The 23,872-nt window shown below is 66.1% G+C and carries 20 protein-coding genes; 3 read left to right on the top strand and 17 right to left on the bottom strand.

Going from position 1 to position 23,872, the window contains the following annotated elements; genetic code table 11:
• Positions 1 to 5 precede the first annotated feature (5 nt).
• Together HY57_RS05865 and HY57_RS05860 are read right to left on the bottom strand one after the other, a co-directional pair.
• Positions 6 to 1,139: an efflux RND transporter periplasmic adaptor subunit gene (locus tag HY57_RS05865; protein WP_050997953.1), complete on the bottom strand. Its 1,134-nt coding sequence runs from the start codon at positions 1,137 to 1,139 to the stop codon at positions 6 to 8.
• A 283-nt stretch (positions 1,140 to 1,422) separates the two neighbouring features.
• Complete coding sequence (locus HY57_RS05860; RefSeq protein ID WP_019466258.1) at positions 1,423 to 1,887, bottom strand: MarR family winged helix-turn-helix transcriptional regulator; 465 nt, start codon at positions 1,885 to 1,887, stop codon at positions 1,423 to 1,425.
• Between the two features lie 73 nt (positions 1,888 to 1,960).
• On the opposite strand from HY57_RS05860, the gene HY57_RS05855 reads away from it, so the two are divergent.
• Entirely contained in the window at positions 1,961 to 2,482 is a 522-nt protein-coding gene (locus HY57_RS05855) for an O-acetyl-ADP-ribose deacetylase (protein WP_019466257.1), read from the top strand.
• Here the strand turns inward: HY57_RS05855 and HY57_RS05850 are convergent.
• From HY57_RS05850 to HY57_RS05800, 11 genes are all read right to left on the bottom strand, one after another.
• A complete protein-coding gene (locus HY57_RS05850) occupies positions 2,466 to 4,172 on the bottom strand; it encodes a BatD family protein (protein ID WP_019466256.1) in 1,707 nt (568 codons plus the stop codon). The two genes, HY57_RS05855 and HY57_RS05850, sit on opposite strands and share 17 nt — an antisense overlap.
• Positions 4,169 to 6,082: a tetratricopeptide repeat protein gene (locus HY57_RS05845; RefSeq protein WP_019466255.1), complete on the bottom strand. Its 1,914-nt coding sequence runs from the start codon at positions 6,080 to 6,082 to the stop codon at positions 4,169 to 4,171. Before HY57_RS05845 ends, HY57_RS05850 begins: the two co-directional genes overlap by 4 nt.
• Positions 6,079 to 7,059 carry a VWA domain-containing protein gene (locus tag HY57_RS05840; RefSeq protein WP_019466254.1) on the bottom strand — a complete coding sequence of 327 codons (981 nt, stop codon included), beginning with the start codon at positions 7,057 to 7,059 and terminating at the stop codon, positions 6,079 to 6,081. The genes HY57_RS05845 and HY57_RS05840 overlap by 4 nt, the downstream gene beginning before the upstream one ends.
• Positions 7,056 to 7,583 (bottom strand): DUF4381 family protein, encoded by a 528-nt coding sequence (locus HY57_RS05835; RefSeq protein WP_026034098.1) that lies wholly within the window; start codon positions 7,581 to 7,583, stop codon positions 7,056 to 7,058. The genes HY57_RS05840 and HY57_RS05835 overlap by 4 nt, the downstream gene beginning before the upstream one ends.
• Positions 7,580 to 8,512 (bottom strand): DUF58 domain-containing protein, encoded by a 933-nt coding sequence (locus HY57_RS05830; RefSeq protein ID WP_019466252.1) that lies wholly within the window; start codon positions 8,510 to 8,512, stop codon positions 7,580 to 7,582. The genes HY57_RS05835 and HY57_RS05830 overlap by 4 nt, the downstream gene beginning before the upstream one ends.
• The gene (locus HY57_RS05825) at positions 8,509 to 9,504 is read right to left on the bottom strand and encodes an AAA family ATPase (protein ID WP_019466251.1); all 996 of its coding nucleotides are present in this window, start codon (positions 9,502 to 9,504) and stop codon (positions 8,509 to 8,511) included. Before HY57_RS05825 ends, HY57_RS05830 begins: the two co-directional genes overlap by 4 nt.
• Positions 9,505 to 9,662: 158 nt before the next feature.
• A complete protein-coding gene (gene pilQ, locus HY57_RS05820) occupies positions 9,663 to 11,813 on the bottom strand; it encodes a type IV pilus secretin PilQ (protein ID WP_019466250.1) in 2,151 nt (716 codons plus the stop codon).
• 54 nt (positions 11,814 to 11,867) lie between these two features.
• Positions 11,868 to 12,404 (bottom strand): pilus assembly protein PilP, encoded by a 537-nt coding sequence (locus HY57_RS05815; RefSeq protein ID WP_019466249.1) that lies wholly within the window; start codon positions 12,402 to 12,404, stop codon positions 11,868 to 11,870.
• Positions 12,401 to 13,081 (bottom strand): type 4a pilus biogenesis protein PilO, encoded by a 681-nt coding sequence (locus tag HY57_RS05810; protein ID WP_019466248.1) that lies wholly within the window; start codon positions 13,079 to 13,081, stop codon positions 12,401 to 12,403. Before HY57_RS05810 ends, HY57_RS05815 begins: the two co-directional genes overlap by 4 nt.
• On the bottom strand, positions 13,081 to 13,806 hold the full coding sequence (locus HY57_RS05805; RefSeq protein WP_019466247.1) for a PilN domain-containing protein: 726 nt from the start codon (positions 13,804 to 13,806) through the stop codon (positions 13,081 to 13,083). The genes HY57_RS05810 and HY57_RS05805 overlap by 1 nt, the downstream gene beginning before the upstream one ends.
• Positions 13,806 to 14,864, bottom strand: coding sequence for a pilus assembly protein PilM (locus tag HY57_RS05800; RefSeq protein WP_019466246.1), 1,059 nt, complete (start codon positions 14,862 to 14,864; stop codon positions 13,806 to 13,808). Before HY57_RS05800 ends, HY57_RS05805 begins: the two co-directional genes overlap by 1 nt.
• A gap of 251 nt (positions 14,865 to 15,115) precedes the next feature.
• On the opposite strand from HY57_RS05800, the gene HY57_RS05795 reads away from it, so the two are divergent.
• Together HY57_RS05795 and HY57_RS05790 are read left to right on the top strand one after the other, a co-directional pair.
• Entirely contained in the window at positions 15,116 to 17,611 is a 2,496-nt protein-coding gene (locus HY57_RS05795) for a penicillin-binding protein 1A (RefSeq protein ID WP_026034097.1), read from the top strand.
• Between the two features lie 345 nt (positions 17,612 to 17,956).
• A complete protein-coding gene (locus tag HY57_RS05790; RefSeq protein ID WP_019466244.1) occupies positions 17,957 to 18,631 on the top strand; it encodes a hypothetical protein in 675 nt (224 codons plus the stop codon).
• 140 nt (positions 18,632 to 18,771) lie between these two features.
• On the opposite strand, the gene HY57_RS05785 is transcribed toward HY57_RS05790, so the two are convergent.
• The 4 genes from HY57_RS05785 to recG all read right to left on the bottom strand — a co-directional run bounded on the left by HY57_RS05785 (position 18,772) and on the right by recG (position 23,817).
• The gene (locus tag HY57_RS05785; RefSeq protein ID WP_019466243.1) at positions 18,772 to 20,067 is read right to left on the bottom strand and encodes a citrate synthase; all 1,296 of its coding nucleotides are present in this window, start codon (positions 20,065 to 20,067) and stop codon (positions 18,772 to 18,774) included.
• A 256-nt stretch (positions 20,068 to 20,323) separates the two neighbouring features.
• Positions 20,324 to 20,569, bottom strand: a complete 246-nt coding sequence (locus tag HY57_RS05780; RefSeq protein WP_019466242.1) for a type B 50S ribosomal protein L31 — start codon at positions 20,567 to 20,569, stop codon at positions 20,324 to 20,326.
• Positions 20,570 to 20,677: 108 nt separating this feature from the next.
• Positions 20,678 to 21,604 carry a nucleoside hydrolase gene (locus HY57_RS05775; protein WP_019466241.1) on the bottom strand — a complete coding sequence of 309 codons (927 nt, stop codon included), beginning with the start codon at positions 21,602 to 21,604 and terminating at the stop codon, positions 20,678 to 20,680.
• A gap of 95 nt (positions 21,605 to 21,699) precedes the next feature.
• Positions 21,700 to 23,817, bottom strand: a complete 2,118-nt coding sequence (gene recG, locus HY57_RS05770; protein ID WP_019466240.1) for an ATP-dependent DNA helicase RecG — start codon at positions 23,815 to 23,817, stop codon at positions 21,700 to 21,702.
• Positions 23,818 to 23,872 lie beyond the last annotated feature (55 nt).

Raw genomic sequence — 23,872 nt, 5'->3', positions numbered from 1 at the left:
ACGGCTCAGCCGTTGTCCTTCACGATGTGGATCCGGGTGCCGTCGACGAGCAGCAACTGTCCGTCGGTCACCACGGTTTCATGGCCATCCAGACCCTTCTCGATGACGATCTGCGAGCCCGTGGTGGGCCCGGCCGTCACCACGCGCTGCTGCACCGTACCGTCGGCGTTGGCGACGAACACGAAGCTGCCCAGGGGCGAGTTCTGCAGGGCCACCACCGGCACGGTCACCACGTTGGCGAGGCGCGTGGTCGGCAACGACACTTCGACGAACTGGCCGGGCGTCAGGCGCAGGTCGTCATTGGCGTAGCGCGCCTTGAGCTGGATGGTGCTGGTTGTGGCGTCGACGGCGTTGTTGATGAAGTCGAGCTCGGCATCCATCGGTGCCGCTTTCGCGCCGGGGATGTTCACCTTGACCGGCACCTTGCCGCGCGCCATCGAGGCCTTGATGCCGTCAAGCCCGGTTTCCGGCACCGAGAAGGTCACATGGATGGGTCGGATCTGGTTGAGCACGACGATGGAGGTGTCATTCGCCGTGACCTGCGCGCCCGGGTACACCAGCGGCGCACCGGCGATACTGTCGAACGGCGCCTGGATCTGCGCATAGCCCAGCTGCGTGCGCGCCAGTTCAACCGCTGCCTTGTCCGCCTTCACCGCCGCCGTGTAGATGCCCTGGTTGGCCTTGTACGTGTCGTAGTCCATCTGCGACACATAGCCCTTGCCGAGCAGCGGCTGGTAGCGCCGGATGATGGTGTTGGCGTTGTCGAGCTGCGCCTGGTCCTTGGCGAGGTTGCCTTCGGCCTGATCCAACTGCGCCTGCAGCAGGCTCTGGTCGATGCGGACGATGGTGGCACCCTGCTTCACCTGCCCACCGGGCACGAACGACAGCGCCTGCAACTGCCCGCTGACGCGTGCCTGCACGTTGACCGTGGAGAATGCCTCGGCGCGACCGATCACCTTCAAGGTGAGATCCAGATCGCCGCGATGCGCGCTGGCCACCTTCACCGGCACGGACGATGGCGCCACGGCGGGCGTCTTCGCCTTGGCGCGCTCGCTGCCACGGAACATCTGCGCGGCGGCGATGGCCACGATGATGCCCGTAGCGAGCACGATGTATTTCCTGCGAGACGTACGCTGCATGATGTCTCCGACCACTCACCGCTACCGGCATACCCGTCATGCGCCGGGATGCCGCTTCATCGGCTGCGCTGCCTGTCAAAAAGGGGATGCACCTTGCCCACTCTGCCGGTGCGTTGCACAGGCATTGTGGATGCAGCGCGGGACCATGCCCCGCACGACCGACAGCACTTGGCAAAACGCCGGCCGTCAGGCAGGCGCAATAGTTCTGGCAAAGTAGTGTGGCGGAGCGATGAAGCGCACCTGCCAAAAGGCCTGGTGCGCCTGTCTTTATGAGGGCAGCGACTTAGACCTCGCCCTCTTCCTCGGCCGATCCGGCGTCGAGCGCCTGCAGGTTTTCCTTCATGCGGTTGAGCACGCCCAGCGCCTGCTCCAGTTCCGGCACCGGAATGCCCTTGGCGGCGTCCTTCCGCACGCCGCGGGCGATGAGCTCCATGTCGGCGATGACGCTGCGCGCCTGGTCGGTGACGTAGAGACGCCAAGCGCGCCTATCCTTGGGATCGGGCCGGCGCTCCACGAAGCCGGCGGCCTGCAGGCGATCGATCACGCGCCCCACCGCGATGGGCTCCATCTCCAGCGATTCGGCCAACTCGGTCTGGCGCATGCCCTCACGGTGGTAGAGCATCTTGGTGGCCCGCCACTGTGCACGGGTCAACCCGAATTTCACGGCACGTCTGTCGAAGTGCTTGCGGATCAGCAAGGTGACATCGTTGAGCAGGTAACCGAAGGAGATGTCTTCTGCCTTAGTCATGGCGATGGATCAGTCCCTGCGTGCCGGAAGGTAGGTCAAGCATACGTCGCAACTTTTTACGAATCCAATGCCAATGAGCATAGAAGTCATCACGGGCGACATCACGCGCCTCGACGTGGACGCCATCGTCAACGCCGCCAATACCACCCTGCTCGGCGGCGGCGGTGTGGACGGCGCCATCCACCGTGCCGCAGGGCCGCGCTTGCTGCAAGCCTGCCGGGCCATTCCCGAGATCAGCCCCGGCGTGCGTTGCCCCACGGGAGAGGCCCGCGTCACGCCCGGCTTCGAGCTGCCCGCACGTTACGTCATCCATACCGTCGGACCCGTGTGGCGCGGCGGCGGGAACGGCGAGCCGGCGCTGCTGGCGAGCTGCTACCAGCAGAGCATGACCCTGGCAGCCGAGTATGACCTTTCCTCCATCGCGTTTCCCGCGATTAGCTGCGGTGTTTACGGCTATCCCCCCGAACAGGCATCCCAGGTCGCGCTGCGCACCCTGCTCGACCAGCCCGAAGGCGGCCCGGAGCGCGTGCTGATCTGTTGCTTCAGCGACGCCATGGCCGCCATCTGGCGCGGCGCGCTCAGCGACGCAGATTGAAGGGATAGAGTGGCGGCAACGGCGAGGCATCGGATGAACCCGGCGCCGGCTGCCACGCAAAGCCGTCCTTGAACACCGTGGCGAGCCGATCGCCCAGCGCCGCGTCTTCCGCGCCCGCGTACTGCTTGCGTTGCAACGCATCGATAGCCTCCCGCTGCGGACTGGCCGACAAGGCCCGGGCCAGCTCGCCCAGGTTCTGCAACGCCGGCCGCTCCGCCTTCGCCCATGACAACAGCGCGCTGGCCTGCTTCGCGGCATCGTTGCCGCGGGCTTCGAGCAGGAACGCCGCACGCAGGCGCGCTGCCGATGCGCCGGCAGGCTCCGTGCGCGTCACCGGCGTTGAGCCCCGCTGACGCTCGCGCCAGCGCCATGCGAGCCAGGCGAGGACGCTGAGCACCCACAAGCCAAGACTGATGAGGGCGAGCACACGCCAGGGCGTCCCTGCGACGGCGACCACCGGTTCCTGCGTTGCGGTCGATGCCAGCGGCGCCGCGGCTGCCTGCGGGGCGCTGGATGAGGATGGCGCCGGCCCACCGGCCGTGGGCAGCACGGTGAAGGTCCGTGCGGGGACGCGCGCCGTTTCCGCATGGTTCTCGGCCAGGTTCCACCAAGTCAGCGTGGTCTCCGGAATGGTGAACGTGCCGGCGCGATTGGGCACCACCGCGAAGCTCTGCTGGCGGCGTCCCACCAGCCACTGGCCATCCACGCGCGTGCCATTCACGGGCTTGTCCGGGTACACCGTGGCGCCATCGAGAGACGGCAGGCTGAGCGATGGCAGGGCTTCATACGGCAGGCCCGTGGCCTGCAGGTTCATCACCAGGTTGAGGGGTTCGCCCACATGCAGGTCGCCGTGCGCGGGGCCGCCATCCAGCGTGAGGCTGAGCTCGCGCGCCGGCAGCCACGCACCCTGCCCCACCTGCGCGGGCGCCGGGCGCACGTCGATGTCCACCGTCGGCGACGCGGCGCTGATGGGTGTGCCGTTGCCGAAGAAGGCATCCGAACCGGCCATGTTGACCGACTCGCCCTGGAACGCCACCGACGGAATCCGCAGATGCCCTTCGCGCTGCGGCGTGGCTGCGTAGCGGCGTTCAATCACGTTGTAGCGGCGGCCGCCCCGCTCTGCCTGATAGTTGATTTCATTGCCCAGGCGACGGAAGTCGATGCCCGTTACCTGAGGATCTTCCAGCGCGCCGCTGGTGAGGTCGGTGGCGAAGAACAGGCGCACCGTATAGACCATCTGCTGGCCGACGTAGGCGCTGGCGGGGTCGATGGTGGCCTCGAGAAAGACGTCTTTCCGTCCAGCGGTTTCGGCGCCTGCGTCGGGCGGTACCACCTCCAGATTGACGGGTGCCGTGGTGCCTCCGGCAAACGACAGCGCCGGAATATGCAGCGTCCCCGCGTGCAACGGCCGCAACGCCACGCCCACGGTGAGCTGGGCAGTGCGCCGTCCGTTGACGATGCTGATGCTGGTGTTGCTCGATGAACCGAGCACGGCAAAGTCGCGGGACAGCGCGCTCAGGTCCGGCGTATTGGCCATGGCGTCGCCATCGGCCCGCAAGTTCAGCGTGACGGTTTCGCCCAGCTCCACGCGCGAGCGGTCCAGCGTGGCCTGCACGTCGGCGGCCAGTGCGGCCAGCGGCCACAGGCACGACAAGCTGCACAGCAAAAGCATCAGGTAGCGCCGCTTCACGGTGAATCACCCTCTGACGGCGCGGCGCCACCATGGCGCTGCCGGTATTCAAGTTCGAACTTGCGCCGCAACAGCGCACCCGGATCGTCCGGCACGCGTTGCAACGCCTGCCGCACATCGGCCGGCAGCTTCGCCTGCGCATCGCCCTTCGCGACGGCGCCCAGCTCGTGCGCACCATGCGACGGCTGGTCTTTGGCCTCCTTGCCCAGCGCGGCATCCATCTGCTTTTGCAGGGCCTGCTGCGCCTGCTCCTGGCGGGCCTGTTGTGCGGCCTGTTGCTCAGGCGTCTGCGGCTGGCCGACAGAACCCTGGTCGGGCGAGCGATCCATCGACTGCTGGCCCGCCTGCTCGTTCTTCTGGCTGTCGTTGCCCTGCGAACCACCGTGCGAATCCTGCGAGGACTTGCCCGGTTCCTGCGCCTGCTTGCCTTCGTCGCGCTGCTGCCCCGACTGGCCCTGCGCGTTGTCAGGCGGCGTGGTGGACGGCCCCGTACCCGCCTTGCCCTTGTTGTCCTTCGCACCGTTATCGTTCTGCGGGTTCCTGGGCTGGCGATGCATCCAGTCCTCCACCGCCTTGCGGTTCGCGCGCGCATCGGCGTTGCCGGGGTCGGCCTTGAGCGCGCGATCGTAGGCATCCAGCGCGGCCTGGTAGTCACCCTGTTTCGCCAGCGCGTTGCCGAGGTTGTACTGGGGATCCGTGCCAGGCAGAGGGCGCAGGTTCTTCCCCGCCTCGGCGTAATCGCCCGCGCGGTACGCCGCGGCACCGCGCCATGCCGGATCGCGCGCAAGCTGCTGTGCACGCTTCGCATCGCCTTGCTGCAGGGCGGCGGCGGCCTGCTGGTCGGGGCGACGCCAGAGGTCACTCCAGCTGCCCGCCCGTGCGGTGCCGGGGAACGCGGGAACGAAGGCCAGTGCGAGCAGCATCAGCCAGCCACGGCGGAACGAGGTGGCAACGAGCGGCAGCAACAGCAACAGCAGCCAGGGGCCGCGATCCTGCCATTCGTCACTGTGCAGGTCACTGACGGGCACCGCCGGACCACCAAGGGACAGCTCACCGGCAAGAGCGCGCACGTCGCGATCATCGTCCGTCATGGGCACGTAGTCGCCGCCGCCACTCGCCGCCACGGCGCGTAGCGCCTCGTCGTTGCGCCGAGCAAGCAACACGCCGCCCTGTGCATCGCGCTGGAAGCCATTGTCCGACAGCGACACGGGACCGCCCTGCGAGGTGCCCATGCCCAGCACCGACACGCGCACGCCATCCGCGGCAGCCTTGCTGGCAGCGGCCTGCGCGGCGGCATCGGCGTCATCGGTGACCAGCACGAGCGATCCGCCGCCGACTTTCGCGTCGCGGATCAACGCGACGCCTCGCTCGATGGCCTGCGCTGCGTTGTCACCGTCGACGGGCATGGTGTCCGGCGCAAGGGCATCCAGCAGGTCGTTGAGCGCCGATGCGTCGGAGGTCAGCGGCGCCACCACGAAAGCATCGCCCGCATAGGCGATCAGCGCATTCAGCCCGTCATGGTTGGCGGTCTGGAGATCACGCACCTTGTAACGCGCGCGATCCAGCCGGCTGGGCGCCACGTCGCGCGCCAGCATGCGCTGCGACATGGACACCGCCACCACCTGCGCCGCGCGCTTGGCATACAGCGGCTGGGCGACGCGGCTCCAGGTCGGCCCCGCCATCGCCAGCGTCGCGAGCAACCAGCCGGCGGCAAGCAGCCAGGGCGAGGCGCGACGGCGAACCGCGTGCCCCTTCAGCAGGAAGGGAAGCAACGCCGGGTCGACCAGGCGTGACAATTGCTCACGCGCACCGTGACGCCGCGAAGCCAGCAGCACCAGCAGCGGCAGCGCCCCCAGTGCCAGCAGCCACCACGGACGCAGGAAATGGAACTGCTGCAGCGCCTCGCTCATGCCAGCGCCTCCCGACGACGCATGCCAGGCGCGAAGGCCAGCAGCCACGCGAGCACGGCCAGTGCGAGCGGCCAGCGGAACAACTCGTGCCGCGGACGCAGCGACGGGCCTTGCTGCGGCATCGGCTCCAGCGCATCGATGGCGTGATAGGCGTCGGCAAGCTGGTTGGAATCAGTGGCGCGGAAATAGCGGCCGCCCGTCTGGCTGGCGATGGAGCGCAGCATGCCTTCGTCCAGGTCCGCCGACGGATTAACGGTGTGCGAGCCGAACAAGTCCGGAATGCTCATCTCGGTGGCGCCGATGCCGATGGTGTAGATGCGCACGCCAGCGGCCTTGGCAGCATGCGCCGCATCGAGCGGCGTGATATTGCCGGCGTTGTTGACGCCATCGGTCAGCAGCACCACGACGCGCGCCTGCTCCGGCTGGCCGGCGAGGCGCTTCACCGCAACGGCGATGGCGTCGCCGATGGCGGTTTCCGTACCGGCCAGGCCCACCGCCGCACCCTGCAGTTGCGCCTGCACCGCGTGAAGGTCATAGGTCAGCGGCGTCACCAGGAAGGCGCGGCTACCGAACAGGATCAGGCCCATTTCATCGCCGCTGCGCCGCGAAATGAAGTCGCCTGCAATCGCCTCGACGGCGCCAAAGCGACTCACCGATTGCCCGCCCAGTTGCATGTCGTCCGTGCGCATGCTTCCGGACAGATCCACCGCGAGCATCAGGGCACGCCCGCTGCGTTGTTGCGCCTGTGGCGGCCCCACCCATTGCGGCCGCGCCGCCGCGGCGAGCAAGCCCAGCCATGCGAGCACCAGCAGCCATGTGCGCCAGCTGCCGCGCCCCTGGCGTTCCGGGGTATCCAGATGCACACCCGGATGGGGCAAATGCAGTGCCTGGCCAGGCGGCGCCGGACGCAGCCACCAGCGCAACAGCCATGGCAGCGGCGCCAGCACCACCACCCATGGCCACGCGAAGGCCATCATGGCCGCACCTCGACTGCCTTCGACAGGTCGCGCGCGCGTGACTTGTGCCCCTGTCGCCACGCCAGCGCCAGCCAGCGGCGCGTGGCGTTGGCGGCGGCATCGGCATCCAGCGATGCGCCCGGACGGAACGTGGCGGTTTCAACCGCGTGCAGCTGCTCGAGCGTCGCGCCATCCACAGGCATCCGGGCCAGCGTCTGGCGCCAATCGTCACCATGCAACTGGCCAGCGAGTGGATCGATGCGCAACGCACCGCGCCGCAACAACTGGTGCAGCCCCGCGGCAAGTGCCTGCGGTTGCTCGCGCGACAGCGCCAGCAACTGATCGACTTCCGCCAGCACCCGCCTTTCCGCAGCGCGTCGCTGCCCCCGCCGTCGCCACCACCAGATGCCGATGGCAGCGCAAGCGATGACCAACACCGCCAACCCCCACCAACCCGGTGCCGGCGGCCACCACGAAGGTGGCGGCGGCAGATGGATATCACGCAGCGATGGCCCGTTCTGCTGGGCGGCCGCCGGCGCGCTCATCGACGCACTCCGGGTGCCAGCAGGGACATCACGGTATCCAGCGGATCGGCTGCGGTATCGACGGTGGCATGGGGCAGCCCGAGTGATTGCGCCATGCCGTTGAGCCGCGCCTGTCCCGCGCCCAGCGCCTGCTGGAATTCCCTACGCTGGCGCTCGCCAAACAACGCGACCTCGCGGCGCACGCCATCGTGCTCCATGGGATAGCGCCCGGCCGGCGGCATACCGAGTTCCAGTGCATCGGCAACGACCAGCACGCGAATGCCGGCCTTGCTCGACAGATCCAGCAGGCGACCGCGCGCAGCTTCGTCACAGCTGAGGCCATCACTGATCAGGAGCACGCGGTTGGCGCCATGCATCAGGCGCCCCGCGCGCAGCAACGCATCGGACAGCGGCTCGCCGGGCACGGGGCGGACGTCGGCGTCCCAGTCGGCCAGCGCGCCGCACACGGCAAGCGCCCCGCGCGTACCGCCCTGGGGACGCAACAGGCGATGTCCGTTGCCGAAGGACATGAGGCCAACGCGTTCTCCCGCACGCACCGCGTACCAGGCGGCCAATGCCGCGACGCGCGCGGCCTGTACGGATTTCAGTCGCACGCGCGTGCCGAATCGCATGCTCTCGTGCGCGTCCAGCAAGATCAGCAGGCGTCCTTCGCGCTCCTCCTGGAACAGCTTGGTGTGCAGCCGGCCGCTGCGGGCGGTGAGGCGCCAGTCGAGGCGACGCACGTCGTCACCGGGCTGGTAGACGCGCGATTCGGCGTAATCCATGCCCCGGCCATAAAGCCGGCTGGACTGCTGACCCGCCCGCATCGCACGACTCTCCAGCCGCGGCAGCGCGGCCTTGGCGACACGGGCACGCAGCGCCACGAGTTCGGCGAGGCGAACGCGCGTGCGGCCGTCAGCCTGCGGGTCGAGGTCGAGGACGGCACTCACGGCAACGGCACGAGGTCCATCACGCGACGGATCACCTGATCGCTACGCACGCCCTCGGCCTCCGCCTCATAACTGAGCAACACGCGATGCCGCAGCACTTCGTGGACGATGGCATGCACGTCTTCGGGCAAGGCGTAATCCCGGCCGGCCAGCCAGGCATGCGCGCGCGCGCAGCGATCGAGCGCAATGGTGCCGCGCGGACTTGCTCCCCAGGCGATCCACCGCTTGAGCTCCGGCCCATAGACGCCAGGCTCGCGCGTGGCCAGCACCAGCTGCGTTATGTATTCCTCCAGCGCGGGTGCCATGTGCACGTCGAGCACTGCTTCGCGTGCGTTGAACACATCCGCCTGGCTCAGCGATGGGCGCGCCGCCGAGACCGGATGCAGGTTCCTGCGCGCCTGCTGGCGGGCGAGCTGCAAGATCGCCAGCTCGGAGGAGGCGTCGGGGTACCCGATGGTCACGTGCATCACAAAACGGTCGAGCTGGGCTTCGGGCAGCGCGAAGGTGCCTTCCTGCTCGATCGGGTTCTGCGTCGCCATCACCATGAACAGGTCCGGCAGGCGCCAGGTACTGCGGCCGACGGTGATCTGGCGCTCGGCCATGGCTTCGAGCAGGGCCGATTGCACCTTGGCGGGCGCGCGATTGATCTCGTCAGCCAGCACGATGTTGTGGAACAGCGGCCCCTTCTCGAATTCAAAACTGCCCGATTGCTGACGGAATACATCCGTGCCCGTGAGATCGGCCGGCAACAGGTCGGGCGTGAACTGCACGCGGTGGAAATCCGCCTCGATGCAGCCAGCCAGCGCCTTCACCACCGTGGTCTTGGCCAGGCCGGGCGCGCCTTCGACGAGCAGGTGCCCGTCCGCCAGCAAGGCGACGAGCAGGCAGTCGATCAGGTGCGGCTGGCCGATGACGCTGCGTTGCAGCTCATCGCGAACGTGCAGGAACGCCTGCTGCAGGCGGGATGAGGAGGTGGCCTCGGGCATGTCCATCGGGGAATCCATCGGGGGTTGAACGTACGACAGACCTTAACTGGCCCCGGAAGTTTAATACCCATGACTTCCGACCTCCGTGGGTGCCCGGCAACCCACTGAAAACAAAAGGGGCGGCCAAGGCCGCCCCTTTTCCCGCTGGTTTCCCGCTAGGCCTATTACTGCAGGCTTTCGCTCAGGATGCGCGGCGTCACGAAGATCAGCAGCTCCGCCTTGTCGCTCTCGCGCTTGGTGTTGCGGAACAGTACGCCCAGACCCGGAATGTCACCCAAACCTGGCACCTTGGTCGCGCTATTGGACTTGGTGATCTCGTAGATGCCGCCGAGCACCACCGTCTGACCATTGTCGACCAGCACCGAGGTATTGATCTCACGCGTGTCGATCTGCGGCACCTGGCCACTGCCCGGCACGGTGATGAACTGGGCCAGCGCGTCCTTCTTGACGTTGATCATCAGGTATACGCGGTTGTCGGAGGTGATCGTCGGCGTCACCTTCAACTCGAGCACCGCGTCCTTGAACTGCACGGTGGCGGTGCCGCTGCCGGCCGCACCGGTGGCGCTGTTCTGATAGGTCACGTAGCCGATTTCCTGACCCTGGCGAATCACCGCTTCCTGCTGGTTGGCGGTAATGACGCGCGGGCTGGAGATCACTTCGCTGCGGCCTTCGGTCTGCGCGGCCGAGAGTTCCAGGTCGAGGGCGTAGTTCTTGCCCAGGATGCCCAGTGCGAAGCTGCCGGCCGGAGCGGCTGCAGGCAGGTTCACGTTGAGGCCAGCCGCGTTCGGAGCAACACCCGTGGTCGTGCCGTTGCCCAGATCAAGGCCGCTCGTGGAAAGGGTCTGGCCGCTCGGATTTACCTTCTTGCCCTGCACGCCGAACTTGGCACCCAGCTCGCGGGTGAAGTTGTCGGTGGCAATGACGATGCGCGATTCGATCAGCACCTGCTGCACCGGCTTGTCAAGCACGGCGATCAGGGTGCGCAACTCGCGGATCTTCTGCGGGTTGTCGTTGATCAGCAGAGTATTGGTGCGATCGTCGAACGACACACTGCCGCGGGCCGACATGAAACCATGCGAGCTATTGCTGCCGTTTCCACCGCCGTTGCCGCCTGCCTGCATACTGCCGGTGGTCAGCAGCTTGGCGATGTCCTTCGCCTTGCCGTAGCTGATCGGCACATAGTCGGTGACGAGCTCCGCGTTGTCTTCCGCCTTCATGCGCGCATCGGCCACGCTCTGCTCGTACTTGGCCAGCTCTTCCTGCGGCGCGATCCAGATGACGTTGCCGTTGCGGCGCTTGTCCAGGCTCTTGGCGCGCAGCACCACGTCGAGTGCCTGATCCCACGGCACGTTGACCAGGCGCAGCGTCACGCTGCCACCGACCGTGTCCGATGCCACCAGGTTGAGGCCGGAAATATCAGCCAGCAACTGCAGGGCCGAACGCACCGGGATGTCCTGGAAGTTGAAGGTCACGCGGTTGCCCGTGTAGACCGGCTCCTGGCCCCTGGCCAGCGCGCCATCGGCCTTGGCGTCCTTCTTCTTCGGCGCCACCTCGACCACGTACTGGTTGCCGCTCTGGTACGCCGACGTATCCGCCGGGCCCTTCACGCTGATTTCCATGTGCGCGCCGCCACGCGGGCCGGCCTTGGTCACGATCGACTGCACCGGCGTGGCGAAGTCGAGCACGTCCAGGCGCTGGGCCAGGTTGGACGGCAGGCTGGCATGGTCGATGTCGACCACGACCTTGTCCCCCTGGTGCTTCATGTCGGCCGTCGCGCCGGCAGCACTGAAGTCGATCAGGATGCGGCCTTCGCCATTCGGGCCGCGACGGAAGTCGATGTTGGACACCGACGGGCCACTGGCCATCGACGGCAAGGCCTTGGACGGATCAATCGTCGCCGCCGTCGTCGTGGTCTGCGCATCCGTACCGTTGTTGACGGTCAGGATGAGGCTGCTGCCTTCGACGCGCGAGCGATAGGTGGAATCGCGAACCAGCTCCACCACCACGCGGGTGCGGCCGCCAGCGGATACCGCCGACACGCCCGTCGTCGCGCCCTTGCCGATATCGAGGTGACGTGCCGCGGCGTTGTCGGTGTCCGGGAAATCCACCGCGATGCGCGGCGGGTTGCCGGTGGTGAAGATCTTCGGTTCCGGCACCGGCCCCTGGGCGAAGTTCAGATGCAGCTCGACGCGGCCCCCTGGCAGCGCGTCATAGCTGATGTCCTTCAGGGTGCTGGTGGCGGCCGCCGCGGTGTTCGACCAGGCGGCGCCCAGCGCCAGCAGGCTCACGACCACATAACGGCTAGCCTGGCGCATGACACGGCCCCGAACAGTTTTGAATTGGTTGGTCATTGCATCAGCCCCTGTTTCTTATTTCTCGCTGAGCGCGATGCTGGCGGAACGTTCCATCCAGCCACCGTTGCCATTGGAAACCAGTTCCACCAGATCGATGTGGTCATCGCCGATCGCGGTGACCCGACCATAGTTCTGGCCCATGTATTCATTGCGATGGACGCGATGGATCACGCCACCGGGATCCTTCACGAGCACTTCCATGCCGGCACCGACCCCGACGGTGCCGACCATCTTCAAGCTGTCCAGGGCGAACATTTCGAGCGGTTCCTTCACCCGGTTTTCATCCGGACGCGGTCCCGCGTTGGCGTTGCCCTGGAGTTCGGCCGTGCTCGGGCTGAACGGATCGCGCTTGTCCTGGTCGGTGTACTGGAAGGTTTCGAAGGTCTTGATCACAGGGAGGGGCGGAATCGGTGCGCCCTTCTTCTGCTTTTCCTGCGCAACCCACTGGTGAAGATCGTCTTGCCCGCTACAGGCGGCGAGCGTCAGCACCGCGCACAGCACCAGCGACGCTTTCGCCACGAAGGCAGGCGTGATGGCAGTCAACTTGCTCATTTCTGCCCCTCCGCCTTCTTGCCGTGAGGTGACTTGGCGTTGGCCGCCTTGGCGGCCGCGCTTTCGTCTTCATCCAGGTAGCGATACGTCTTGACCGTGCCCTGCAGCACCAGCAGCCCATCGGCAGCCGGATTGCCCTTGGCGTCCTTGTTCTTCGGCGTCAGCGACACGTCGTGCATGGTCAGGATCACCACGCGCGGCAGCGAGGCAACGCCACTGATGAAGGTGCCAAACTGGTGGTAGGTACCCACCATACGCAGCTGGATCGGCTTCTCGGCGTAGAAATCCTTCGGCGTTTCCGGGCCCGGCTGGAACAGGTCGGCCTCAAGGCCCGCCGAAAGAGCTGTCTGCGAGACATCCACCAGCAGTTCCGGCATTTCGGTCTTGCTGGGCAGCTGCCGCAGCAACTGGCGCAGCATGTCTTGCATTTCATCGAGCTGCTGCTGGAGCGCTTCGAGATTGACCGCCTTGGCCTGCTTCTCGGAGAACTCCTTCTTCAGCTGATCTTCCTTGGTGGCCGCCGCCTGCAACTGGTCCTGCTGGTCGCTGATGAAGAGGTACCAACCGAAGAACACGATGATGGCGAACAGCAAGCCCGTGAAGAACGTCTTTACCGACCTTGGCCAACCGCCGATGTTGTTGCGGTCGAGGCTCTGCAAATCCTGGAGGAATTTCATTACTTGGCTCCTCCGTTGGCCGCCGCAGGCGCGGAACTGGCCGGCTTGGTCGCCACGGCAGCGCTGGCCGCCTTGGCCGGCTCCGCGGCATTGGCCGGGGCAGGCTTGGCCGGCGCCGCCGTCGAACTGGCCGCAGCCGGTGCGTGGCCGTCATCCGAGGTGCCGTCGCCGTTCTCGTCCGTCTTCGGACGGTTCAGCGCAACGTCGAGGCCGAAGGAGTACGGCAGGCGGCTGTCGCCATGCGTGTTCTCGGTCTTGCGCAGATCGGCATGGCCCATCCACGGCGAGGTTTCGATGTTGCGCATGTACTCGGCCACGCTGGCGTTGGACTGCGCGGCGCCATCCAGCGACATCGAATCGCCGGACTGCTTGAGGCCGTTCAGGCGGGCACTGGCGGGAATGGTCTTCACCAGCTCGTCGAACAGATGGACCATCTGCGAGCGGTTGGCCTGCAGCTGCTCGATGATCTGCTTTCGCGCCAGCAGGCTCTCGCGGACCTTCTCCAGGTCCTTGATCTTGACGATGCGTTCGTCGAGCTGCTTGATCTCGCCCTGCAGGTAGGTGTTGCGGTCGTTCTGGCCGCTGATGCGCGAATCCATCCAGAGCGACCACACCACGACCGCCAGCAGCGCCGCCACGAAGGCGGAGCCGAGCTGCATGAAGAACTCACGCTCGCGCTGCTTGCGGCGCTCGATGCGCCACGGGAGTAGGTTGATGTGTGCCATCAGTCAAAACTCCTCAGCGCGAGGCCGACCGCGATCATCAAGGCGGGGGCGTCCTGTGCCAGCGACTGGGCCTGCACGCGAGGCGACAGCGACATGCGGGCCAGCGGGTTGGCCACCACGCAAGGCACGCCGAGCTGCTGTTCCAGCATGGGGCCGATGCCTTCGATGGACGCGCAACCGCCGGCCAGCACAACCTGGTCGACCTTGCTGTATTCGCTGCCCGCGAAGAAGAACTGGAGCAGGCGGCTGATCTGCTGCACCAGCGACTCCTTGAAGGGCTCAAGGGCTTCGCTTTCGTAGGAGTCAGGCAGGCCACCCTTGCGCTTGGCACGACCGGCTTCCTCATAGGAGAGGCCGTAGCGGCGCATGATTTCATCGGTGAGCTGCTTGCCGCCGAACACCTGCTCGCGCGAATAGATGGTGCGCTGGTTGCGCAGCACCGACAGCGTGGTCATGGTGGCGCCAATGTCGACCACGGCGACCAGCGCATCGCGGCCGACGTTCAGCTGGTCCGCCACCATGGCGAAGGCGTTTTCCATCGCGAACGCCTCGACGTCGATCACCTTGGCGGACAGACCGCCCAGGTCGAGCGCGGCGACGCGCATGTCCACGTTCTCGGTGCGCGAGGCAGCGAGCAGGACGTTGTTCATTTCGGGGTTGTCGCGCACCGGACCGAGCACTTCGTAGTCCAGGCTGACTTCCTCGATCGGGTACGGGATGTACTGGTTGGCCTCGACCTGAATCTGGCCCTCCAGATCATCCTCGGACAGTTCGCTCGGCATCGGGATGACGCGAGTGATGACTGCCGACCCGGCCACGGCCGCGGCCGCGTGCTTGAGCTTGGACCCCGAGCGCGACAACGCGCGCCGGATGGCCTCGCCCACGGCGTCGACCTCGACGATGTTCTTCTCGACGACAGCATTGGGGGGCAGTGGCTCGACCGCGTAGTGTTCCACGCGATAGCGACCGCCGGCCTGGCTGAGCTGCAGCAGCTTGACGGCCGTCGAACTGATGTCGACACCAACAAGCGGCGGCTTCTTGGGTGTGAAAAGCCCCACGATTTTTCCCCCTTACCCCTAGGCGCCCATGCCAGTGGCTGGCACAGTCCGCGTCGGCATTTAATCCAAAAATTAACGTATTGGCAACGGCCTACGAGCGTTTTCTCGAATCATTCGCGTGACGGCATGCACAGCTTTAACGAATGGGTCGGTGGCCTGTTTTTTGCTGTGGCACCCTACGGTTCATGCCGTAGATACTGCTACATCTATACTCTGTCTTGTTTTGACTCACGTCTCGCAAACACCCCATCATGCAAATTCTTAAGCGGTTGCTGCGCTGGATCCTGGTCCTGGCCTTTACGGGTTTGCTGCTGGGCGTCGCGGCGGTCGGGGTGGCCTACTGGCTGATTTCCCCCCGTCTGCCCTCGGTGGCCGTCCTCAAGGACTACCACATGCAGGTGCCGCTCAGAGTGCTATCGGCTGATGGCAAGCTGATTGCGAGCTTTGGCGAAACCCGACGTATCCCCGTGGCTATCGGCGAGGTGCCGGACCGGCTGAAGCACGCCGTGCTGGCCGCCGAGGACGCCAGCTTCTACCAGCATCCGGGCGTGGACTGGCACGGCATCGCCCGCGCCGGCTGGCACGTCGTGGTGTCCGGGGGCGACAAGGGCCCGGGCGGCTCGACCATCACCCAGCAGGTGGCCCGCAATTTCTTTCTGAGCCCGGAAAAGCTCTATTCGCGCAAGCTGACGGAGATCTTCATCGCCCTGCGCATGGAGAGCGAGCTGACCAAGGACCAGATCCTGGAGCTCTACCTCAACAAGATGTTCCTGGGCCACCGCTCCTACGGCGTGGCGGCGGCGGCCTCGTTCTATTACGGCAAGACGCTGGACCAGCTTTCCGTGGCCGAATGCGCCACCATCGCCTCCACGTTCCAGCTGCCCTCGCTGGTGAACCCGCTCAACAGCCCCAAGCGCATGATCGCCCGCCGCAACTGGACCCTGGGCCAGATGCTGGAGAACCGCTACATCTCCAAGGCCGAGTACGAGCAGGCCATCGCCGAGCCCAACAACGCCTCGCCGCATGAGCCGCCGATCGAGGTGGACGCGCCCTATCTGGCCGAAATGGTGCGCCTGCAGGTGCTGGACCGCCTGGGCAACGATGCGCTGACCGAGGGTTATGTGGTCAAGACCACGGTCGACAGCCGGCGCCAGCAGGCCGCCGTGGAAGCCGTGCGCTCGGGCCTGGTGGACTATGACCACCGCCATGGCTGGCGCGGCCCGGAGGCCCACCAGGAGCTCGCTGCCGACGCCAGTACCGAGGAACTGGAGCGTGCGCTGGCCGGCTATACCGACATCTCCGGCATGGACCCGGGCATCGTCACCCAGGTCTCGGCCACCGAGGCCAGCGTCTACCTGGCCAGCCGCGACCAGGTGAAGCTGAGCCTGGATGCGATGAGCTGGGCCCGCCCCCGTATCGACGACACCCGCGTGGGCGCCACGCCCAAGAGCGTGTCCACGGTGCTCAAGCGCGGCGACATCATCCGCGTCTCGCGCGACGAGAAGGGTCAGTGGCAGCTCACCCAGATCCCCTCGGCCCAGGCGGCGCTGGTCTCCCTCAACCCTGAGGATGGCGCCCTGCAGTCCCTGGTGGGCGGCTTCAACTTCCTGCGCAGCAAGTTCAACCGCGCCGTGATGGCGGCCCGCCAGCCCGGCTCCAGCTTCAAGCCGTTCATCTACTCGGCGGCCTTCGAGCGCGGCTTTACCCCGGCCTCCATCGTCAACGACGCGCCGCTGGCCCTGCCCGACCCCTCGCGCCCGGGCGGCCTGTGGACGCCGTCCAACGATGACGACAAGTTCGATGGCCCCATACCGCTGCGCGAAGCCCTGGTGCAGTCCAAGAACCTGGTATCGGTGCGCCTGCTGGATGCCATCGGCGTGCGTTATGCGCGCGACTATGCGACCCGCTTCGGCTTCTCCCTGGACTCGTTGCCGAGCAACCTTTCGATGGCGCTGGGCACGGCCTCGGTATCGCCCATGAGCATGGCCCGCGGCTATGCCGTGTTCGCCAACGGCGGCTATCTGGTCACGCCCTACTTCATCAGCGAAATCGACGATCGCGACGGCAAGCCGGTGTACCAGGCCAATCCGGCCCGCGCCTGCCGCACCTGCGCCGAGCGCCTGCTCGACACCCGTCCGCCGGGTCCGCCGCCGGCCGGCAGCTCAGCAGCCCCCGTCAACGCGGTAGCCGCTGCCGGTTCGGCAAGCACCCCGGCCACGACCGGCAGCGTGGCCGGCGTAGGCGACGCGGTGCTCCCGGCAGACGCCCATGGCGAGGGCGCCCACCCGCCCGTGCTGGCACCTCAGGTCATCGACGTGCGCAACGACTATCTGATCACCTCCCTGATGCAGGACGTGATCAAGCGAGGCACGGGCTCCGCCGCCATGGCGCTGGGCCGCACCGACCTGGCTGGCAAGACCGGCTCCACCAACGACCACCGCGACGCCTGGTTCTCGGGCTTCAACGGCTCCCTGGTGGGCACGGTCTGGGTGGGCTTCGACGACTTCGGCTCGCTGGGCAAGGGCGAGTTCGGCGCCAAGGCCGCGCTGCCGATCTGGATGTCGTACATGGGTACCGTGCTGAAGGATCAGCCATCGGATACCCTGCCCATGCCACCGGGCATTTCGACGGTGCAGATCAATGGCCGGTCCGAAATCATGAAGGTCGAAGATGTGGACCGGATGAAGCAGCAGGCCAACCAGGAACAGGAGGATCAGGACCAGCAGCACGCCTACGACATCTTCTAAAGCCTGATCGAGGTCTCCCCGTAGCCTGCGCCGGAAGCGGTTTGCGCGCAGGGCAAGGAAGAGTGAGGAAGTGTATGTCGATACACGACCGAGCGACGCCGCCGCCATGCGGGCAAACCGACCCGGCCCGAAGGGTTGTCGTTGAGTGGCCGCCATGCAGCGGCGCGCGGCTTGGCCTGACAGCCAGTCAGGCCTGCACCACGCACCACCGCCTGACAGCCACTCAACGACAACGCAGGCCACGGGGGGACCTCGATCAGGCTTCCTGGCAGCGCCGGTTCGATCCCCAGGCCGCACTGCCGCCCGCGCTCGCGCATGCGAGCGTTAGAGCCTGAGGAATGAGGCATGGCACGAGGTCAGCACCATCGCATCCACGCGCAGGATCGTCTTCAGCGCAATCGTCTGCGCGTCGCCCAGGAAGCGGCGCGACTGATGAGCGAACACGGCATCCGCGATTTCCACCACGCCAAGATCAAGGCCGCCGAGCGGCTCGGCATCCTCGATGCGCAGGCCTTGCCGCGCAACAACGAAATCGAGGATGCGCTGCGGGAACACCAGCGCATCTTCCACGCCGAATCCCAACCCCAACTCCTGCAGGAGCGCCGCGAGGCTGCCGCCGAAGCGATGCGCTTCCTCGACCGTTTCGATCCGCGCCTGGTTGGCGCCGTGCTCGAAGGCACGGCTGACGCGCATTCCGCCGTATGCCTGCACGTGTTCAGCGACACGCCGGAAAGCGTCGTGCTGTTCCTTGAAGAACGTGGCGTCCCACTCACCCAGCAAACCCGCCGCCTGCGCATCACGCGGGACGAGCAGCAGGAATATCCCGTGTTGCTGTTCGCGGCGGACGGCCTGCCCTTCGACATCACCGTGCTACCCCGTGATTCGCTCCGGCAGCCTCCACTGGATCGCATCGACGAGAAACCCATGCGCCGCGCCTCACTTGCCGCCGTCGAAGAACTGCTCGCCACGGCCGACAATGACGACGAGTTCGAACGCATGCTGTCCTCGGCGCTGAAATAGAGCGAGGAGCGAGTAAAGAAGTAAGAGAGTACCGCTGCTTTCTCTCACTTCTCACTTCTCACTCCTGGCTTTTGTTGCCAGATGCCCAAAAAAAAAGCCCCGGCATGCCGGGGCGTTTTTCTTCGCGACGTCTAAAACGCTTAGCGCTTGTCGGCCGCCACGTAGTTGCGCACGTCGGAGCCAGTGTAGATCTGGCGCGGACGGCCGATGCGCGCACCCGGGGTTTCGTGCTGCTCGATCCAGTGCGAGATCCAGCCAGCGGTGCGGGCAATGGCGAACATCACGGTGAACATCTCGGTCGGGATGCCGAGCGCCTTGTAGATGATGCCCGAGTAGAAGTCGACGTTGGGGTACAGCTTGCGCTCGACGAAGTAATCGTCCTTCAGCGCCGCCTCTTCCAGCTTCATCGCCACTTCCAGCAGCGGATCGTTAACGCCCAGCTCGCCGAGCACCTTGTGGGTCATCTCACGGATGATCTTGGCGCGCGGATCGAAGTTCTTGTACACGCGATGGCCAAAGCCCATCAGGCGGAAGTTGTCGTTCTTGTCCTTCGCGCGCTTGACGGCGGTTTCGACCTTGTCGGCCGTACCGATCTCCTCGAGCATCTTCAGCACGGCTTCGTTGGCACCGCCATGTGCCGGGCCCCACAGCGCGGTGATGCCGGCAGCGATGGAAGCATACGGGTTGGCACCGGTCGAACCGACCAGGCGAACGGTCGAGGTGGAAGCGTTCTGCTCATGGTCGGCGTGCAGGATGAACAACAGGTCCAGCGCCTTGGCGGCCACCGGGCTCATCTGCAGCGGCTCGCTCGGCACTTCGAACATCATGTGCAGGAAGCGGTCGACGTACTCGAGGTTGTTGCGCGGGTAGCGGAACGGCCAGCCGATGGAGTAGCGGTAGCAGGCAGCGGCGATGGTCGGCATCTTGGCGATCAGGCGGATCGCGGCCAGCTTGCGGTCTTCGGCGTTATCGACGTCGATGTCGTCGTGGTAGAAGGCCGACAGCGAGGCCACCGAGGCGGCCAGCATGGCCATCGGGTGCGCGTCGTGGTGGAAGCCCTTGAAGAAGTCCTTCAGGGACTCGTGCATCATCGTGTGATGCGTGATGTCGTGCTCGAACTTGGTGAACTGGTCCTTGGTCGGCAGCTCGCCGTTGAGGAGCAGGTACGAGGTTTCGAGGAAGCTGGACTTCTCGGCCAGCTGTTCGATCGGGTAACCACGGTACAGCAGGACGCCTTCGTCGCCGTCGATGTAGGTGATGGCGCTCTTGGTGCTGGCAGTGCTGCCGTAACCCGGGTCATAGGTGAAATGGCCCGTGTCCTTGTACAACGTTCCGATGTCGATGCATGCGGGACCGAGCGTACCGCTCAGCAGGGGCAGTTCACTGCTGCGGTTGGTCGACTCATCCACCAACTTGACGATCTTGGAATCGGACACGGAAAACCTCCTTCACGAAATGTCATCGTCGGCGTACCGCGGTTGAGCGATGGCCGGCGAGGTAGGGTTGATGTCGCGTATGGGGGATGGCTGCGACACCTCGCCGCCCATTATCACATATCGACTCGCCAACATGCCCTAGCGGATGGTCGGATGGCGAACGCAAAAAAGCACGGGGCGAGCCTAGGCTCGCCCCGTGCGTTCAAGCATGCTTACACCACGCCGCCGTGGCGTGACAGCCGATGCGTTCGCGCGATTACTTCTGCGCGTAGCGCTTGCGGAACTTGTCGACGCGGCCGCCGGTGTCCAGCGTCTTCTGCTTGCCGGTGTAGAACGGATGGGAGTGGCTCGAGATATCCACCTTGATCAGCGGGTACTCGTTACCGTCTTCCCACTTGACGGTTTCCTTGGTGGCGATCGTCGAACGCGTCAGGAACGCGAAGTCCGACGACAGGTCCTGGAACACCACCGGGCGATAATTCGGATGGATATCGGGCTTCATGACTGACTCAAAGCGGTGGGTGAAAAGAGCGGCATTTTAACCACAGGCCTTGCCCATTAGCAAGTCCGTCAGTCACTTGGACCGCCCGGCGGCTCCTGGCCGGCCCTTTCAGGCCCCCAGCGCCCGCCGCACCATGGCCCCGAAACGGGCCTGATCGACCTCCATCACGATGCGCGCATTAGCCGGCTGGCCCAGTCGCGCCGTCCAGTCCACCACGGTCGCACCGCGCGTCAGGCGCCCGTCCATTTCCACCGCGACATGACGCTCTTCGGCGCGCGTGACGATGGCCGGATCGATCGCCACCGCCATGGCCAGCGCATCGGCGGCGATCACGCCGCGACGTCCTCGCTTGGCATTGAATGCGCGCGCGGTACCGAACACCTGCTCGAAGAACACGGCACGCTTGTCACCCGCGGCGATCCAGCCCTTGAACTCTTCGTCGTCGAAGGCATGGCGCAACACGACTTCCCAGTCGACCATATCGAACGCCGGGAACGCCTCGAACACCACATGCGCGGCCTCGGGATCGAAGCCGATATTGAACTCGGCAGGGATCTTGCCCGTATTGCCGAGACCAGTCACGGCGCCGCCCATGATCACCAGGCGCTTCACGCGCTGCGGCAGCGTGGGATCCAGCCGCACGGCCAACGCCAGATTGGTCAGCGGCCCCAGCGCCACCAGGGTGAGATCAGGATGCTCTCGCGTCAGCCGGAGGATCGCGTGTACTGCGTGCTCGTCGGCGGCGCGGCTGGCGGGTTCCGGAAAGCCGACATCGCCCAGGCCGTCGCTGCCATGGACGTGTACCGCATCCTCCTCGGGCATGCGTACGAGCGGCGTTGGGCAACCCGGGAACACCGGCGTCGGCTTCTCCACCAGATCGACCAGCGTGCGTGCGTTGCGCACCGTATGGACGAGACCGACGTTGCCTGCCGCAATCGTCAGGCCGAGCACATCGGCATGCGCGTGGGCCATCAGGATGGCGAGCGCGTCATCCACGCCCGGGTCGGTGTCGATCAACAATGGCAGCTGGCTCATAGGGATCTTTCTACTTGGGGACGGATTAGCTTAGGGCCTTGCCGCGTATGCGCAAAGTCTTGCGGAAAGCATGCGCCGGCCCGATGAAACCGCGGTTACGCGTGCGCGTAGCGGGCGGCCGCGCCGATCCAGCGCGTGATGAGCAGTTCGGCCTGGCGAGGATGCTGCGCCAACAGCCGGGCGCCCACCACCTGCACCGCGGGCAGCAGGTGCGCATCCCGCGCGAGATCGGCAATGCGGAAGCTCAATTGACCGGTCTGCCTTGTTCCCAGCACCTCCCCGGGGCCACGCAGCTCCAGGTCTTTCTCGGCAATGCGGAAGCCATCGTTGGTGTCGCGCATGACCTGCAGGCGCTCACGCGCCAACTGCCCGAGCGGCGGCTGGTAGAGCAGCACGCAATTGGAGGCGATCGCTCCGCGCCCCACCCGCCCACGCAGCTGATGCAGCTGCGCCAGACCGAGACGCTCGCTGTTTTCGATCACCATCAGGCTCGCATTGGGTACGTCCACGCCCACTTCGATGACCGTGGTTGCCACCAGCACCGACAATTCGCCGGCCTTGAAAGCATTCATCACGGCCTGCTTTTCCTTGGGCTTCATGCGCCCGTGGACAAGGCCGATACGGCAGTCGGACAGCGCTGCCGACAGCTCCGCGTGAGCCACTTCCGCCGCCTGCGCGCGCAACTGCTCTGACTCTTCGATCAGCGTGCACACCCAATAGGCCTGGCGCCCTTCCAGGCAGGCCACATGAATGCGCTCGATCACGTCGAAGCGACGCGCATTGGAAATCGCGATGGTCTGCACCGGCGTGCGGCCGGGTGGCAGTTCGTCGATGGCGGAAACGTCGAGATCCGCGTAGGCGCTCATCGCCAGTGTGCGCGGGATCGGCGTGGCGGTGAGCACCAACTGGTGTGGCACCAGACCCGACTCGTGGTCCGCCCCCTTGTCGCGCAGGGACAACCGCTGCTGCACACCGAAGCGGTGCTGTTCGTCCACGATCACCAGGCCCAGCTGTGAGAAGGACACGCCCTCCTGCATCAATGCGTGCGTGCCGATCACGACGTGCGCGCCCGAGGCCACACGCTGCAACGCCTGCTGACGAGCCTTGCCGGCCACCTTGCCGGCCAGCCACGCCACTTCGATACCCAACGGGGTCAGCCAATGGCGGAAATGATTCAGGTGCTGCTCGGCCAGCAGTTCCGTGGGCGCCATCAACGCCACCTGCTGGCCCGACTCCACCGCTGCCAGCGCGGCGAGTGCCGCGACGATGGTCTTGCCGCTGCCAACATCGCCTTGCACCAGCCGCAGCATCGGACTGGGTTCGGCAATATCCCTGGCGATCTCCTCGCTGACCCGCTGCTGCGCCCCCGTCAGGCCAAAGGGAAGGCTTGCGAGCAGCCGCGCGCGCAACTCGCCCGTCCCTGTGAGGCGTGGCGCATGGCGACGACGCACCGCCGCGCGCATGCGCTTGAGGCTCAGGTGCTGGGTCAGCAGCTCTTCGAAGGCCAGCCGCTGCTGGGAGGGATGATGCCCCGTGGTGAGTTGCCCCAGATGGGCATCCGGCGGCGGGCGATGCACGTAGAGCAACGCCTCCCGCAGCGAGGCCAGCCCATGCTCAACGCACAGCTCGGCAGGAATCAGTTCCAGCTGCGCATCCGGCGGCAACAGGGCCAGCGCCTTGGCGATGACGCCGGCAAGTCGCTTCTGGCCCAGGCCTTCCGTGGTCGGATAGACCGGCGTCAGCAAGTCATCCACCGTCGCCGGCTCATCGCCGCTCAAACGCTGGTATTGCGGATGCACCATCTCCAGCCCCTGCGCCGCCTGCCGCACTTCGCCGTAGCACAGCAGCCGCGTGCCGGGCTTCAGTTGCTCGGACTGGTTGCGATTGAAGTGGAAGAAGCGCAGCACCAGGGTCTGGTGCGAGTCGTCGCTGATGGCGACTTTCAGCTGGGGGCGGTAGCGGAAGCCACGCTCGACGGCGTCGATGACACCCACGACCTGCGCTCTTTCACCGGGGCGCAGGTCGGCGATCGGGGTCACCCGCGTGCGGTCCTCGTAGCGCAAAGGCAAGTGGAACCACAGGTCCTGTACGCGCTCCAGCCCCAGGCGCGCCAGCGTCTCCGCCAGCGCAGGGCCCACGCCCGGCAGCGACGACACCGGCGTCGCGCCAGGGTCGGAAAGGATCGTGGCGGCGTTGGCACGAGAGGGCGGCATCGGTGAAGCCTGACCGGGCGAGCCGTCCAGGCCGATGGCCGCCGCGAAGGGCGGG

It is taken from the genome of Dyella japonica A8, from assembly GCF_000725385.1.
Lineage (GTDB): Bacteria > Pseudomonadota > Gammaproteobacteria > Xanthomonadales > Rhodanobacteraceae > Dyella > Dyella japonica_C.
This window is presented reverse-complemented; position numbering and strand designations above follow the sequence as displayed.